Consider the following 13,658-nt stretch of genomic DNA (forward strand, 5'->3'; position numbering starts at 1 on the left):
TGAGCGGCAAAACGCCGCGACGCAGCGTGCATTCCCGTTGCGCCACGGCAAAGCAATCAGTTTTCCGAATTGTCTTATGCGTCGTCCTGATGCGCGGCGGCCGTCGGGATCAGCAAAACCGGCAACGTGGCCTGCCGGATGCATTGCTCGGCGATGCTGCCGAGCACCAGCCGCTTGAAGCCGCGGCGGCCGTGCGTGCCGAGCACCAGCAGGTCGGCGCCGTATTCCTTGGTGGCGTCGAGGATCAGCGACGCGACGTCGGCCAGCGTGGTGGCCTCGCCGGTGATCACGTCGCCCTGCACGCCGGCCGCGGCGATCAGGCGCGCGAATTCCCGGGTCAGGTCGCCGCCCTGCGCGATCAGTTGCTGGCGCAGCACCGACGGGTCGTAGCCCGGCACGTTGTAATAGAGCGCGGCGTTTTCGATCGCGTAGAACGCGCGCAGCGTGGCGCGTTCGGAGCGCGCGAGCGCAAGCGCGGAATCGAATGCGTGACGCGAGGTTTCACTGCCGTCGACGGCGACGAAGATGCGCTGATACATGATGGCTCCGGGGTGCGGTAAGGGAATCGTCCGGCCTGCGCCGGACGTGTCGTGCAAGCGGCTGACCGTCTGGAGGATAACCGAGCGCACCGGCGCTTGCATCGGCCCGCGACCGCGACATTTTCACGATGTGGAGATGCCGGCGCGACGGCGCGGTTGGGCCGTGTTGCGTGCCGACGGCGCAACATCGCGCTGCCCGATCGGGATAAACCCGCGCTGCGGCGTCGCAATGCTTGGCTGTAGCGGCATGTGCGCCGCCGGGCGATCCGAACGCTTTTATTTCGGTTGGATGACGCCGGAGCGACCGAGTATGATGCTTTTTCGAGATGGCGCGGCGAGATCGCGCCGGCCGCGCGAATCCTGCCCGCAACGGGCGCCGCGGCACCCTAACGACGTGTAGTGAAGAAGAACGCAAGGGACCTAAGGTGGGGCAGCTCATGCACTCGACGACAACGGCATTCACGCATCGCGGTTACCTGTTGAACTGCGCGCCGGCGCGAATCAGCGACGGCTTGTTCCAGCCCTATGTGGTGATCTCCCGATCGAGCGATGGTGAATTGGTCGCGAATCGTTTTTTCCCTTCGGATCTCCATTTCGGCGACGAAAGCGACGCCATCGCGCATGCGCGCGACTGGGCCGTGCGCTGGATCGACGCGAGCAACAAGACCGTCTAGCCGGGCGAGGCGGATACGCATCGGCTCGCCTGCCTGGGCCGGGTTTCGCGGGCGCAGGCGAAACGCGGTAATCTTGTCGATCCTGCCATCCCTCTTATTTCACCAGCGCGGCTGTCTCCGGCCCCTCGCGCGCCGGGCACGGCTGTCTGTGTCATGTGCCATGTCGAATTCGTCTGCTGTCCGTACCTGGGATCTCGAACAGATCGTCGCCGAACTGCGCGAATCGCGCGAAACGCTGCACCGCACGCGGCACCCGCGCGGCATTCGCGAGCTGCCTTCGCGCGACGCGATCTGCCAGATCGTCACCGGCCTGCGCGCCTCGCTGTTTCCGACGCATTACGGCGCGCCGGACCTGACCGACGAGAGCGTCGATTTCTACGTCGGCCACACGCTCGAGAAGACGCTGCGCGTGCTGCACGAGCAGATCCGCCGCGTGCTGCCGTTTCTGCCCGAATACGCCGATGCGCCCGCCGCGCAACTCGACGAACGTTCGTTCGCGATCGCTCACACGCTCGGCCGCCAGTTGCCGGAGATTCGCGCGCTGCTGGTCAGCGACATCCATGCCGCCTACGCGGGCGACCCGGCCGCGCAGCACATCACCGAAATCCTGCTGTGCTACCCGGGCGTGCTGGCGATGATGCATCACCGCCTCGCGCATGCGCTGCACCGGCTCGGCGTGCCGTTGCTGGCGCGCTTCGTCAACGAGATCGCGCACTCGGCCACCGGCATCGACATCCACCCCGGCGCGACCATCGGGCCGAGCTTCTTCATCGACCACGGCACGGGCGTGGTGATCGGCGAGACGGCGATCATCGGCGAACGCGTGCGCGTTTATCAGGCCGTCACGCTCGGCGCGAAGAGCTTCCCGTCGGATGGCGACGGCACGCTCGTGAAGGGCAACGCGCGCCATCCGATCGTCGAGGACGACGTGGTGATCTATGCCGGCGCAACCATCCTCGGGCGCGTCACGATCGGGCGCGGCTCGGTGATCGGCGGCAACGTGTGGCTCACGCACAGCGTGCCGCCGGGCAGCAGCGTCGCGCAGGGCAAGGTGCGCGAAGGCGGCCGGACCGAGAACAACGGGCAGGACTGAACGCGGCGCGGCGCCCGAAGGTGAGCGTTTTCGGGAGCCGCGCCGTGGCCGGTGCCCGGCATCGAATCGTTGGGATTCCGCATCGATCGATGCGGCGAAGGGCTCAGTGCTCGCGCACCGGCGAGCGATGCTTGTACAGCACGTCCTGATCCACGCGGATCAGGTTCTGCCCCGCATCCACCACGAAATCCACGCCGTTGTAGGCGCTGCCCGTGAGCAGCAGGATGGCGTTCGCCACGTCGTCGGGGCCGGCGATGCGCGCGAGCGGCGTGGAGGCGCGGCTCGCGTGCGCGAAATCGGCCGCGGTCTGATCGTCGCTCGGCAGCATCAGGCCCGGGAACACGGCGTTCACGCGCAGCACCGGCGCGGCCGACATCGCCAGCATCTGCGTGAGGTTGCCGAGCGCGGCCTTCGCGACCGTGTAGCTGAAGTGGTCGCGGTGGAAGTTTTCCTTGATCTTCTGGTCGATCACGTTGATCACCACGCCCTGCTGGCCGAGCGCCTTGGCGCGCGCGTAGAACGTGCGCGCGAGCAGGATCGGCGCGCGGCAGTTGATCGTCCACGCGCTGTCGAGCGCGGCCAGGTCGAAGCCGGGGAAGTGATCCTGCCAGAACACCGAGGCGTTGTTGACGAGCACGTCGAGCCGCCCGAAGCGCGTGTAGACGGCATCGATCAGCGCGGCGCAGGCGTTCGCGTCGGCGAGATCGGCCTGCAAGGCCACCGCCTCGCCGCCGGCCGCGCCGATTTCATCGGCGGCGTCGGCGGCCGCGTCGGTCGAGCGGTCGTAGTGGATCGCGACGCGATAGCCGTGCGCGCCGAAGTGCCGGGCGAACGCGCGGCCGGCGCGGCGCGCCGCGCCCGTCACGAGCACGACCGGGGTGTCCGGCCCATCCGGCGTGGGCGCTGGCGCGGCCATCACGTATTGGCGAGGTTGATCGCCGACGAATTCGACACGATCGAGAGGAATTCGCGACGCGTCGCCGGATCGGTGCGGAACGTGCCGAGCATCCGCGACGTGACCATCTCCACACCGGGCTTGTGGATGCCGCGCGTGGAAATGCACTGGTGCGCCGCTTCGAGGATCACGCCGACGCCCTTGGGCTGCAGCACCTCGAACAGCGTGTCGGCGATCTGCACCGTCATCTTTTCCTGGATCTGCAGGCGCTTGGCGAACGCGTCGACCAGGCGCGCCAGCTTCGAGATGCCGACCACGCGGGAGTTCGGCAGATAGGCCACGTGCGCGCGGCCGATGATCGGCACCATGTGGTGCTCGCAGTAGCTTTCGAAGCGGATGTCCTTCAGCACGATCATCTCGTCGTAGCCTTCGACTTCGCTGAAGGTGCGCGCGAGGATGTCGCGCGGTTCGAGCTGGTAGCCCGCGAAGAATTCCTCGTAGGCGCGCGCCACGCGCGCCGGCGTATCGAGCAGGCCTTCGCGTGCGGGATCGTCGCCGGCCCAGCGCAGCAGGACGCGCACGGCATCTTCGGCTTCGGCGCGGCTCGGGCGCGTGACGGGTTCGGCGGCCGCGACGGCCACCGGCTCGGCTGCCGCCTTGCTGGCGGTCTTGCGTTTGGACATGCTGAAAGGCTCCGGTTGGCGCCGCTTGGCGCGGCTGACCGGGCATTGTTTCATGGATTCGATGCGTTCGCCGGCCGGCGCATCGGCCGCGAGCAGGCGAAATCGGACGCCGGGCCGCTCATTTCGGCCATTCGTCGAGCGCGTCGTTGAACAGCCCGGCCACCACGCCGCGCAGCCAGGCGGCGCGCGCGTCATTGTGATATTTGCGATGCCAGTGCTGACGCAGATCGAAACGCGGCAGCGGCAGCGGCGGCTCCACCAGCGTGATCGACGCGTGCTCGGCCGCATAGGCATAGCCGATTGCGTGCGGCACGGTGGCGATCAGGTCGGTGCGGCCGAGGATGAACGGCAGGCTCATGAAGTGCGGGGTTTCGAGCACCGCGCGCCGTTGCAGCCGCGCCTTCGCGAGATACTGCTCCAGCACTTCCTGGCTGCGCCCCTCGGCGCGCACCACGGCGTGGCCGCACGCGAGGTACTGCTCGACCGTCAGCGGCACGCCGGCCAGCGGATGCTCGCGGCGCATCAGGCAGATGAACCGATGCGTGAACAGACGCTGCTGGAAGAAGTTGCTGCCGTCGAGATCGGGGAAATAGCCCACCGCCAGATCGACCGCGCCGGCCTCCAGCCCGCGCTCCACCTCCGCGTGCGGCAGCGACACCGAACGCAAGTTGGCATGCGGCGCGCGGCGCGCCAACTCCTGCAGCAAGCGCGGCAGGAACACGATCTCGCCGACGTCGGACAGCGCGATCGAGAACGTGCCGGTAGTGGTGGCCGCATCGAAATCGTGCGGCGTGTCGAGGCCGCGGCGGATTTGCGCGAGCGCGTCGCGCGCGGCCGGCACCAGCGCCAGCGCGCGCGGCGTGGGCTCCATGCCGCGCGAGGTGCGCACGAACAGCGGATCGCCGAAGTGCTCGCGCAGCCGGCCGAGCGCGGCGCTCACGCGCGGCTGGCTCACGCCGAGCAGGTCGCCCGCACGGCTCACGTTGCGCGCGTCGTCGAGCGCGACGAGGTAGGGAATCAGGTTCAGATCGAGTTCGGACACGGGGGGCGCACTATCGGAAATCGATATGAAACATATCTCCAAAATGGGATTGCCGCATAGTCGGTGAAGCCCGAACATCCGATTCACTAATCGAATCAATGTTCAGGAGACGAACAATGCGTACCCAAGTCGCGATCGTCGGCGCCGGTCCCGCCGGGCTGCTGCTGTCCCATCTGCTTCGCCTGCAAGGCATCGACGCGGTGCTGATCGAAGCGCGCTCACGCGAATACTGCGAGAACCGGATTCGCGCCGGCGTGCTGGAGCAGGGCACCGTCGATACGCTGAACGAGGCGGGCCTCGGCGAGCGGATGCGCCGCCAGGGGCTGGTCCACCACGGCATCGAGCTGCTGTTCTCGGGCGAGCGGCACCGTATCGACCTGTCGGCGCTGACGGGCGGCCGCGCGATTACCGTCTACAGCCAGCACGAGGTGGTGCGCGACCTGATCGCGGCCGGCGTCGAACACGGCCACGCGATGCATTTCGAGGTCAGCGACGTGGCGCTGCACGACGTGACGGGCGAGCGCCCGGCCGTGACGTTCACGCGCCAGGACGGCCGCGCCGAGCGCATCGATTGCGATTTCATCGCCGGGTGCGACGGCTTCCACGGCCTCGCGCGGCAAACCATCCCGGAAACGCTGCAACGCTGCTTCGAGCGCGTGTATCCGTACGCGTGGCTCGGCATCCTGGCCGACGCCGCGCCGTCGCTCGACGAGCTGGTGTACGCGCACCACGACAACGGCTTCGCGCTGTTCTCGATGCGCTCGCCGAGCGTGACGCGCCTGTATCTGCAATGCCGCCCCGACGAGGATCTGGCCGACTGGTCCGACGCGCGGATCTGGGACGAACTGCATACGCGTTTCGCGAACCGCAGCGGCTGGACGCCCACCGAGGGCACGATCACGCAGAAGAGCGTCACGCCGATGCGCAGCTTCGTGTGCGAGACGATGCGCCACGGCCGCCTGTTCCTGGCCGGCGACGCCGCGCACATCGTGCCGCCGACCGGCGCGAAGGGCATGAACCTGGCCGTGGCCGACGTGCGCGCGCTGTCGCGGGCGCTGGCGGCCCACTACGCCGGCGACGACGTGCCGATCGACGCGTATTCGGCCACCTGCCTGGAGCGCGTCTGGCGCGCCGAGCATTTCTCGTACTTCATGACGAACATGCTGCATCCGTCGGCCGAGGACACGCCGTTCGTCAACCGCCTCAAGCTGGCCGAACTCAAATACGTGACGCGCTCGCCCGCCGCCGCGCAGGCGCTGGCCGAAAACTACGTGGGTTTGCCGTTCGACGATGCCCGCGTCTTGGTACCACCCCGCCTTGACAACGCATTGAGCGAGATTCTATGATCGCCGCATCGTTCGCTAATCGAATCTGAGTTCGAATAACGAACAAAACCGGATCGGGAGACGATCCGGTGCGGCGCGGCCCGAGCACAATCCGGCGCGCTGTCCGACCGTCGCATGCTGCGACGCGGATTCCCCCAGGATGAGCCATGGTCAACAAGATTTTCGAATCCCTCCAGTCGGCGGTTGCCGACATCCACGACGGCGCGACGGTCATGATCGGCGGCTTCGGCACGGCCGGCATGCCGTCCGAGCTGATCGACGCGCTGATCGAACACGGCGCGCGTGATCTCACAATCGTCAACAACAACGCCGGCAACGGCGAAACCGGCCTGGCCGCGCTGCTGAAGGCCAAGCGCGTGCGCAAGATCATCTGCTCGTTCCCGCGCCAGGCCGATTCGCAGGTGTTCGACGCGCTTTACCGCGCCGGCGAGATCGAGCTGGAACTGGTGCCGCAGGGCAACCTGGCCGAGCGCATTCGCGCGGCGGGCGCCGGCATCGGCGGCTTCTTCACGCGCACCGGCTACGGCACCAAGCTGGCCGAAGGCAAGGAAACGCGCGAGATCGACGGCAAGCACTATGTGTTCGAAACGCCGATCCACGCCGATTTCGCGCTGATCAAGGCGTTCAAGGGCGACCGTTGGGGCAACCTGGTCTATCGCAAGACGGCCCGCAACTTCGGGCCGGTGATGGCCAGCGCGGCCAAGACCAGCATCGTCCAGGTGTCGCAGGTCGTCGAGCTGGGCGGCCTCGATCCCGAACATATCGTGACGCCGGGCATTTTCGTGCAGCGCGTCGTCGAAGTGCCGCAAGCCGTGCATGCGGCCGAACTCGCCGCGCAAGCCGCCTGACCCCGGAGAACATCAAGATGAAACGACTGACCCGCGATGAAATGGCCCAGCGCGTCGCGCAGGATATTCCCGACGGCGCGTACGTGAACCTCGGCATCGGCGTGCCGACGCTGGTGGCGAACCACCTCGACGCCAACAAGGAAGTGTTCCTGCACAGCGAGAACGGCGTGCTCGGCATGGGCCCCGCGCCCGAGGCCGGCCATGAGGACGACGAACTGATCAATGCCGGCAAGCAGCACGTCACGCTGCTGACGGGCGGCGCGTATTTCCATCACGCCGATTCGTTCGCGATGATGCGCGGCGGCCATCTCGACTACTGCGTGCTCGGCGCGTTCCAGGTGTCCGCCAAGGGCGACCTGGCGAACTGGCACACCGGCGCGCCCGACGCGATTCCGGCCGTGGGCGGCGCGATGGATCTGGCGATCGGCGCGAAGCAGGTGTTCGTGATGATGGATCACCTGACCAAGCAGGGCGAAAGCAAGATCGCCGCCGAGTGCTCGTACCCCGTCACCGGGATCGGCTGCGTGACGCGCATCTACACCGATCTGGCGGTGCTCGACGTGACGCGCGACGGCCTGGCCGTGCGCGAGATCTTCACCGACCTGTCGTTCGACGAACTGCAGACGCTCACCGGCGTCCCGCTGATCGACGCGACCGAACGCGCGGCCGCGTAAGCGCGCGCTACCTTCCTGCCGCGATGGCCGCCGCGCGAGGCATCCGCCGCTCGACGCGCGGCGCCCGCGCCGGCGGGCGCGCACACCGCCGCGCTTCGGTGGACAATACGCGCTCCCGGCTCCTCCCGATCTGCTGATCATTCCATGTTCGAAGACAGTGCCCGATTGACCGCCCTCATCGGCGGCGACGCCTCGCTCATCCGGATCTGGTCGCCCACCGCGACGCTGCAACGGATGCTCGACGTCGAGGCCGCGCTCACGCGCGCGCTGGCCGCCAATGGCGTGATTCCCGCCTCGGCCGTCGCGCCGATCGTGGCCGCCTGCCGCGCCGAACGGCTCGACGCCGACGCGCTGGCGCGCGACGCCGCGCTCGGCGGCAACCTCGCGATTCCGCTCGTCAAGCAACTGACCGCCCGCGTGAAGGACGACGACGCCGACGCGGCCAAGTTCGTCCATTGGGGCGCGACGAGCCAGGACATCATCGATTCCGGCCTCATGCTGCAACTGCGCGACAGCTTCGACGCGATCGCGCCGCTGCTCGATCGCGTGTGCGCCGCGCTGGCCGAACTGGCGCGCGCGCATCGCGCCACGCCGATGATCGGCCGCACCTGGCTGCAACAGGCGCTGCCGATCACGCTCGGCCTGAAATTCGCGCAATGGCTCGACGCGCTCGGCCGCCATCGCCAGCGGCTCGACGCGCTGCGCCGCGACGTGCCGGTGCTGCAATTCGGCGGCGCGGCCGGCACGCTGGCGAGCCTGCGCGAGGCCGCGCCGCGCGTGGCCGCGTCGCTGGCCGCCGAGCTGCAACTGACGCTGCCCGACGTGCCGTGGCACACCCAGCGCGATCGCGTCGCCGAAACGGCGGCGTTCTTCGCGATGCTGATCGGCACGCTCGGCAAGATCGCGCGCGATATCTCGCTGCAGATGCAGACCGAAGTAGGCGAGCTGGCCGAACCGGCTGCGGCCGGCAAGGGCGGGTCGTCCACCATGCCGCACAAGCGCAACCCGGTCGGCTGCGCTGCGGTGCTGACCGCCGCCGTGCGCGCGCCGGGCCTGCTGGCCACGGTGTTCGCCGGGATGGTGCAGGAGCACGAGCGCGCGCTCGGCGGCTGGCAAGCCGAATGGGACGCGCTGCCCGAACTCGCGCGCATGGCCGGCGGCGCGCTGGCCACGCTCGCGCCGATCGCCGAAGGGCTGAACGTGGACACCGCGCGGCTGGCCGCGAACCTCGGCGCCACGCGCGGCCTGGTGCTCGGCGAGGCCGTGATGCTGGCGCTCGGCGACAAGATCGGCCGCCTCGACGCGCATCACCTGGTCGAGGCCGCCTCGAAGGAGGCGGTGCGCTCGAACCGCACGCTGCACGAGGTGCTGGCCGCCGACCCGGCCGTCACCGCCCATCTCGCGCCCGAGGCGCTCGCGCGTCTGCTGGACCCTGCTCAATACGTCGGCGAGGCTGCGGCCTTCGTCGATGCCGTGCTCGCGCGCTACGCGAGCGGCCATTAAGGAGAACTCTCGATGCCTTTTGCGACCGTCAATGGTGTGAAGCTGCATTACCGGATCGACCGTGCCGCCAGCGCCGATGCGCCCTGGCTGGTGTTTTCGAATTCGCTCGGCGCCGATCTGTCGATGTGGGCCGCGCAGCGCGATGCGCTCGGCGCGCACTTCAACCTGCTGCGCTACGACACGCGCGGCCACGGCCATTCCGACACGCCGGCCGGCTCGTACACCGTCGAGCAACTGGCCGGCGACGTGATCGGCCTGCTCGATCACCTGAACATCGCGCGTGCGAACTTCTGCGGCATCTCGATGGGCGGCCTGACCGGCGCGGCCCTGGCCGCACGCTTCCCGCAACGCATCGTGCGCGCCGTGCTGGCCAACACGGGCGCCAAGATCGGCTCGTCCGAAGTGTGGGGGCCGCGTGCCGCGAAGGCGCGCGACGAAGGCATGGCCGCGCTGGTCGACGTCGTGCTGCAACGCTGGTTCAAGAAGGAATTCTTCGCTGCCGAGCCGCGCCTGATCGACGCCGTGCGCGACACGTTCGTGCATCACGACGCCCATGGCTACGCCGCGAACTGCGATGCGCTGAACGCCGCCGACCTGCGCGAGGAAGTGAAGGGCATCGCGCTGCCGGTGCTGGTGGTGACGGGCGCGCACGACACGTCCACGCCGCCCGATCTGGGCCGCGCGCTGGCCGCCGCGATTCCGGGCGCGAAGCATGTCGAATTCGACGCCGCGCACATCTCCAACATCGAATGCGCCGAAGGCTTCAATCGCGCGCTGATCGAATTCCTGACCGCCTGACGGAGCCGCAGATGGACGACAAGCAACGTTACGAAGGCGGCCTGAGCGTGCGCCGCGCCGTGCTCGGCGAGGCCCACGTGGATCGCTCGCTCGCGAACCGCAGCGAACTGACCACCGAGTTCCAGGATCTGATCACGCGCTATGCGTGGGGCGAGATCTGGACCCGCGAGGGCCTGCCGCGCCATACGCGCAGCCTGCTGACGATCTCGATGATGGTGGCGCTGAACCGCAGCGAGGAACTTGCGCTGCACTTGCGCGCGGCCAAGAACAACGGCGTGACGCGCGACGAGATCAAGGAAGTGCTGATGCAGACGGCGATCTATTGCGGCGTGCCGGCGGCGAATTCGGCGTTCCACCTGGCCGACAAGATATTCAAGGACGAGGATGCGGCAGCGGCTGCGGCTGCTGCTGCGGAGTAAGGCGTTGCGGCGTGCATGAAAAGGAAGGCGGTGCACGATGCGCCGCCTTCGCTGCTTTGATTCGACGACGGCCCTTGCGGCCGTCGTGTCGTTTACGGCGATGCCCTGCCGTCACTCCGCCGCGTCGTGCGTCTTCGCGAACTGCCGCAAATACGCGCGCAGCGCCGCCTCGATGCCGCGCCGGTCGGCGCAGGTGGCCGTGCGCAGCGTGTGCTCGTCGCCGAACAGCGTGCGCGGCGCGATGTAGGTGCCCACCTCGCTGTGCTCGCGCATCACGCGGATGTGATGCGTGTTCGGATGATATTCGGCGAGCCAGTGCAGGCCTTCGATGCGGTCGCCGGCCTTCATGATGGTGTTCATCGGATCCCTCCCGCCCGGGCGGGTGCGCCCTCGACGCGCCAGCGTCCGGAGCGCTCAGGCTACGCCGCGCCGAAGCGGCCCGCAAGCGCGCATCGATGCGAAATGCGGGGCCGGGTCGGGCCGCCCCGCGCCGTCGTGCGAGGTGCGCGCTTTACAGTTCGAGCGTCAGGTCGGAGGTCGGGCGGCTGCAGCACAGCGTGACGAAGGTCGGCGAGAAGGGCGACGCGGCGGGCCTGAACGTTCAGGTTTCCTGCGCTTTGCGGTCGTAGTCGAGCTGCGCATCCTCGATCCGGCCGCCGTGCCGGCCAGCCCACGAGATCAGCGCCACGAACGGTTCCCGCAAGGTCAGGCCGAGCGGCGTGATCGAATATTCCACGGCCACCGGCGACGACGCGATCACGCGCCGGTTGACGAGGCCGTTGCGTTCGAGCCGCCGCAACGCCTCGGTGAGGGCCTTGTGCGTGATCGGATCGAGCCGCCGCTTGATCGCGTTGAAGCGCGACGGTTCGGTGCAAAGCACCGCCAGAATCAGCACCGACCATTTGTTGGCGATCTGTTCGAGCACGATCCGCGTCGCGTTGATTTCGGCGAGCGGATCCCTCGTTTTTGCATCCATGCCGGTATCCCTTCGTATATCTGCGCTATGGGTGGTGCGTAATTGACAGCAAATATACACCGTATATCTTGTCGGACACTCAACCCATTCGACGAGGTGGCAAGTGTTGAAACTCGAAGGCAAGACCGCGCTGGTGACGGGCGGCAACAGCGGCATCGGCCTGGCGATCGCGCGGAAGCTGGCCGAGGCCGGCGCGCAGGTGTTCATCGCGGGCCGCCGGCAGGCGCAACTCGATGAGGCATGCGAACAAATCGGCGGGCGCGTGGAAGCGGTGCAGGCCGACGTCACGCGCGCCGAGGATCTGGCCCGGCTGTTCGGGGTGATCGAGGCCAAGGCGGGCGGCCTCGACATTCTGGTGACCTCGTCGGGCGTGGCCGGGCAGACCACGCTGGAGGCCACCACCGAGGCGCATTTCGATCAGGTGTTCGATCTGAACGTGCGCGGGCTGTTCTTCACGGTGCAGCGCGCCGTGCCGCTGATGCGCGAAGGCGGCAGCATCGTGCTGGTCGGCTCGATCGCGGGCTCGGTCGGCAATGCGGGCTTCGGCACCTATTCGGCCTCGAAGGCGGCGGTCAGGTCGTATGCGCGCACCTGGGCCAAGGAGTTGGCCGGGCGCGGCATTCGCGTGAACACGTTGAGCCCGGGCCCGATCGACACGCCGATGATGGCCAGCGCCGGTGAAGAGGTGACGCGCATGCTGGCCGGCATGATCCCGCTGGGCCGCATCGGCCGGCCCGACGAGGCCGCCGCCGCGGCGCTGTTCCTCGCCGGCGACGACAGCTCGTTTGTTTCGGGCGCCGAACTGGTGGTGGACGGCGGGATGATCGCTTAGGCGCGTTCAGTGGCGGGCGGGGTGATCCTTCGCGTACAGCAGCAACGCGTCGTCCTGCGCCCGCGCAGCATCGTTGCTGAACGGCCGGTTCGGCTTCATCGCGAAACTGAGCAGGATCCCGCAGGCCATCACGCCGATCGACAGGATGAACGTCAGATCCCAGTTGTGCAGGCGGTCGGCGATCAGCCCCGCGATCACCGGGCTGACGATCGCCGCGATGAAGCCGTTGCCGCTCATGATGCCGCTGGCCGTGCCCGCGCGGTCGTAGGCCACGTCCATCGGGATCGCCCACATCGGGCCGATGTTCATCTCGTTGAAGAACATCGCCGCGCCGAGGAAGATCAGCGAGTACACCGGGTCGTGCAGCAGCACCACCGGCACCAGCGAGAGGCCGGTCAGCGCCATGCAGGTGGCCACCAGGTAACTGCGGGCGCGTTTCAGGTTGCCGGTGCGGCGCAGCAGCCGGTCGCTGACCATGCCGCCCGCCAGGTCGCCGATCACGCCCGCGATGAACACGCCCGACGTGAAGATCACCGCCTTCTTGATGTTCAGGTGGAACGTGTGCATGAAGTACAGCGGCATCCAGTCGAGCATCAGCCAGAGGATCCAGTTGTAGCAGAAGTAGACGGCCGAGATCGGCGCCATGCGCTTGTAGAGGCGCCACCAGGTGCCGGGCGGATCGACCGGATGCGTTTTCGGCGGCGGCAGGGTGTCGAGTTCGGCGCGCGTGATGCGAGGGTGATCGGCCGGCTTCTCGGTGTAGGTCAGATGCCAGACCACCAGCCATACCGCACTCAAGCCGCCCAACAAGTAGAACGAAAAGCGCCAGTCGAAGGCGGTCATCAGCGCGAGCACCAGCATCGGGGCGATGGCGTTGCCCAGCCGCGCCGACGAATGCGTGATGCCCTGCGCCATGCCACGCTTGTCGCGGGCGATCCACGAGGCCATCGCGCTGGTCGAGGCGGGGAACGTGGCGCCCTCGCCGAGGCCGAGCAGCAGGCGCGCCGCGATCAGCGAGACGAAGCCGCCGGCCATGCCGGTCAGCGCGGTGGCGACGGTCCAGATCGCCGCGCAAGCCAGCAGCGTGCGGCGCGCGCCGAAGCGGTCGCTGACCCAGCCGCCGATGAACTGGAAGATCACGTACGGATACGCGAACGCCGAGAACACGATGCCGAGCTCGGTGTTCGACAGCCCCAGTTGCGTCTTGAACTGGCCGGCCGCCGTGCTGATGTTCACGCGGTCCACGTAGGTGATGAAGTACATCAGGCAGAGCATCACCAGGACGGTGGTGCTGGCCTTGAGTGTTACGCGCTTCATGTCGTCTCCTGATCGTTGC

General features: G+C 68.0%; 16 protein-coding genes. 9 read left to right on the forward strand and 7 right to left on the reverse strand.

Features of this window, described 5'->3' with window-relative positions; genetic code table 11:
* Positions 1–74: 74 nt before the first annotated feature.
* Positions 75–539, reverse strand: a complete 465-nt coding sequence (locus AB4850_RS00485) for a universal stress protein (RefSeq protein WP_414440670.1) — start codon at positions 537–539, stop codon at positions 75–77.
* 437 nt (positions 540–976) lie between these two features.
* Between AB4850_RS00485 and AB4850_RS00490 the strand changes: the two genes are divergently transcribed.
* Entirely contained in the window at positions 977–1,213 is a 237-nt protein-coding gene (locus AB4850_RS00490; protein ID WP_414440671.1) for a hypothetical protein, read from the forward strand.
* 160 nt (positions 1,214–1,373) lie between these two features.
* Positions 1,374–2,306, forward strand: a complete 933-nt coding sequence (epsC, locus tag AB4850_RS00495) for a serine O-acetyltransferase EpsC (RefSeq protein ID WP_414440672.1) — start codon at positions 1,374–1,376, stop codon at positions 2,304–2,306.
* Positions 2,307–2,409: 103 nt separating this feature from the next.
* Here the strand turns inward: epsC and AB4850_RS00500 are convergent, their stop codons facing one another.
* The 3 genes from AB4850_RS00500 to AB4850_RS00510 form a co-directional block, all read right to left on the reverse strand.
* Positions 2,410–3,222, reverse strand: a complete 813-nt coding sequence (locus tag AB4850_RS00500; protein ID WP_414440673.1) for an SDR family oxidoreductase — start codon at positions 3,220–3,222, stop codon at positions 2,410–2,412.
* The gene (folE, locus tag AB4850_RS00505) at positions 3,222–3,884 is read right to left on the reverse strand and encodes a GTP cyclohydrolase I FolE (RefSeq protein WP_414440674.1); all 663 of its coding nucleotides are present in this window, start codon (positions 3,882–3,884) and stop codon (positions 3,222–3,224) included. Before folE ends, AB4850_RS00500 begins: the two co-directional genes overlap by 1 nt.
* Positions 3,885–4,002: 118 nt before the next feature.
* On the reverse strand, positions 4,003–4,926 hold the full coding sequence (locus AB4850_RS00510) for a LysR family transcriptional regulator (protein WP_414440675.1): 924 nt from the start codon (positions 4,924–4,926) through the stop codon (positions 4,003–4,005).
* A gap of 116 nt (positions 4,927–5,042) precedes the next feature.
* On the opposite strand from AB4850_RS00510, the gene AB4850_RS00515 reads away from it, so the two are divergent.
* From AB4850_RS00515 to pcaC, 6 genes are all read left to right on the forward strand, one after another.
* Positions 5,043–6,272, forward strand: coding sequence for a 4-hydroxybenzoate 3-monooxygenase (locus tag AB4850_RS00515; RefSeq protein ID WP_414440676.1), 1,230 nt, complete (start codon positions 5,043–5,045; stop codon positions 6,270–6,272).
* 146 nt (positions 6,273–6,418) lie between these two features.
* Complete coding sequence (locus AB4850_RS00520) at positions 6,419–7,120, forward strand: 3-oxoacid CoA-transferase subunit A (RefSeq protein ID WP_414440677.1); 702 nt, start codon at positions 6,419–6,421, stop codon at positions 7,118–7,120.
* Between the two features lie 17 nt (positions 7,121–7,137).
* A complete protein-coding gene (locus tag AB4850_RS00525; protein WP_414440678.1) occupies positions 7,138–7,794 on the forward strand; it encodes a 3-oxoacid CoA-transferase subunit B in 657 nt (218 codons plus the stop codon).
* Positions 7,795–7,938: 144 nt separating this feature from the next.
* A complete protein-coding gene (locus AB4850_RS00530) occupies positions 7,939–9,297 on the forward strand; it encodes a 3-carboxy-cis,cis-muconate cycloisomerase (RefSeq protein ID WP_414440679.1) in 1,359 nt (452 codons plus the stop codon).
* A gap of 12 nt (positions 9,298–9,309) precedes the next feature.
* Positions 9,310–10,095: a 3-oxoadipate enol-lactonase gene (pcaD, locus tag AB4850_RS00535; RefSeq protein WP_414440680.1), complete on the forward strand. Its 786-nt coding sequence runs from the start codon at positions 9,310–9,312 to the stop codon at positions 10,093–10,095.
* An 11-nt stretch (positions 10,096–10,106) separates the two neighbouring features.
* The gene (gene pcaC / locus AB4850_RS00540; protein WP_414440681.1) at positions 10,107–10,514 is read left to right on the forward strand and encodes a 4-carboxymuconolactone decarboxylase; all 408 of its coding nucleotides are present in this window, start codon (positions 10,107–10,109) and stop codon (positions 10,512–10,514) included.
* A gap of 111 nt (positions 10,515–10,625) precedes the next feature.
* Here the strand turns inward: pcaC and AB4850_RS00545 are convergent, their stop codons facing one another.
* Positions 10,626–10,874, reverse strand: a complete 249-nt coding sequence (locus AB4850_RS00545) for a hypothetical protein (RefSeq protein ID WP_414440682.1) — start codon at positions 10,872–10,874, stop codon at positions 10,626–10,628.
* A gap of 241 nt (positions 10,875–11,115) precedes the next feature.
* Entirely contained in the window at positions 11,116–11,490 is a 375-nt protein-coding gene (locus tag AB4850_RS00550; RefSeq protein ID WP_414440683.1) for a winged helix-turn-helix transcriptional regulator, read from the reverse strand.
* Positions 11,491–11,593: 103 nt separating this feature from the next.
* Between AB4850_RS00550 and AB4850_RS00555 the strand changes: the two genes are divergently transcribed.
* Complete coding sequence (locus tag AB4850_RS00555; protein ID WP_414440684.1) at positions 11,594–12,322, forward strand: SDR family NAD(P)-dependent oxidoreductase; 729 nt, start codon at positions 11,594–11,596, stop codon at positions 12,320–12,322.
* Positions 12,323–12,328: 6 nt separating this feature from the next.
* On the opposite strand, the gene AB4850_RS00560 is transcribed toward AB4850_RS00555, so the two are convergent.
* Entirely contained in the window at positions 12,329–13,639 is a 1,311-nt protein-coding gene (locus AB4850_RS00560; protein ID WP_414440685.1) for an MFS transporter, read from the reverse strand.
* Between the last annotated feature and the right edge of the window lie 19 nt (positions 13,640–13,658).

Source organism: Burkholderia sp. 22PA0106 (assembly GCF_047497155.1).
Classification (GTDB): Bacteria; Pseudomonadota; Gammaproteobacteria; order Burkholderiales; family Burkholderiaceae; genus Burkholderia.

Coding starts and splice junctions, on each gene's coding strand:
- pcaD (WP_414440680.1), top strand. CDS start 9,310: ATGCCTTTTGCGACCGTCAATGGTGTGAAGCTGCATTACCGGATCGAC.
- AB4850_RS00515 (WP_414440676.1), top strand. CDS start 5,043: ATGCGTACCCAAGTCGCGATCGTCGGCGCCGGTCCCGCCGGGCTGCTG.
- AB4850_RS00545 (WP_414440682.1), bottom strand. CDS start 10,874: ATGAACACCATCATGAAGGCCGGCGACCGCATCGAAGGCCTGCACTGG.
- AB4850_RS00525 (WP_414440678.1), top strand. CDS start 7,138: ATGAAACGACTGACCCGCGATGAAATGGCCCAGCGCGTCGCGCAGGAT.
- AB4850_RS00490 (WP_414440671.1), top strand. CDS start 977: ATGCACTCGACGACAACGGCATTCACGCATCGCGGTTACCTGTTGAAC.
- AB4850_RS00560 (WP_414440685.1), bottom strand. CDS start 13,639: ATGAAGCGCGTAACACTCAAGGCCAGCACCACCGTCCTGGTGATGCTC.
- pcaC (WP_414440681.1), top strand. CDS start 10,107: ATGGACGACAAGCAACGTTACGAAGGCGGCCTGAGCGTGCGCCGCGCC.
- folE (WP_414440674.1), bottom strand. CDS start 3,884: ATGTCCAAACGCAAGACCGCCAGCAAGGCGGCAGCCGAGCCGGTGGCC.
- AB4850_RS00485 (WP_414440670.1), bottom strand. CDS start 539: ATGTATCAGCGCATCTTCGTCGCCGTCGACGGCAGTGAAACCTCGCGT.
- AB4850_RS00550 (WP_414440683.1), bottom strand. CDS start 11,490: ATGGATGCAAAAACGAGGGATCCGCTCGCCGAAATCAACGCGACGCGG.
- AB4850_RS00520 (WP_414440677.1), top strand. CDS start 6,419: ATGGTCAACAAGATTTTCGAATCCCTCCAGTCGGCGGTTGCCGACATC.
- AB4850_RS00500 (WP_414440673.1), bottom strand. CDS start 3,222: ATGGCCGCGCCAGCGCCCACGCCGGATGGGCCGGACACCCCGGTCGTG.
- epsC (WP_414440672.1), top strand. CDS start 1,374: ATGTCGAATTCGTCTGCTGTCCGTACCTGGGATCTCGAACAGATCGTC.
- AB4850_RS00530 (WP_414440679.1), top strand. CDS start 7,939: ATGTTCGAAGACAGTGCCCGATTGACCGCCCTCATCGGCGGCGACGCC.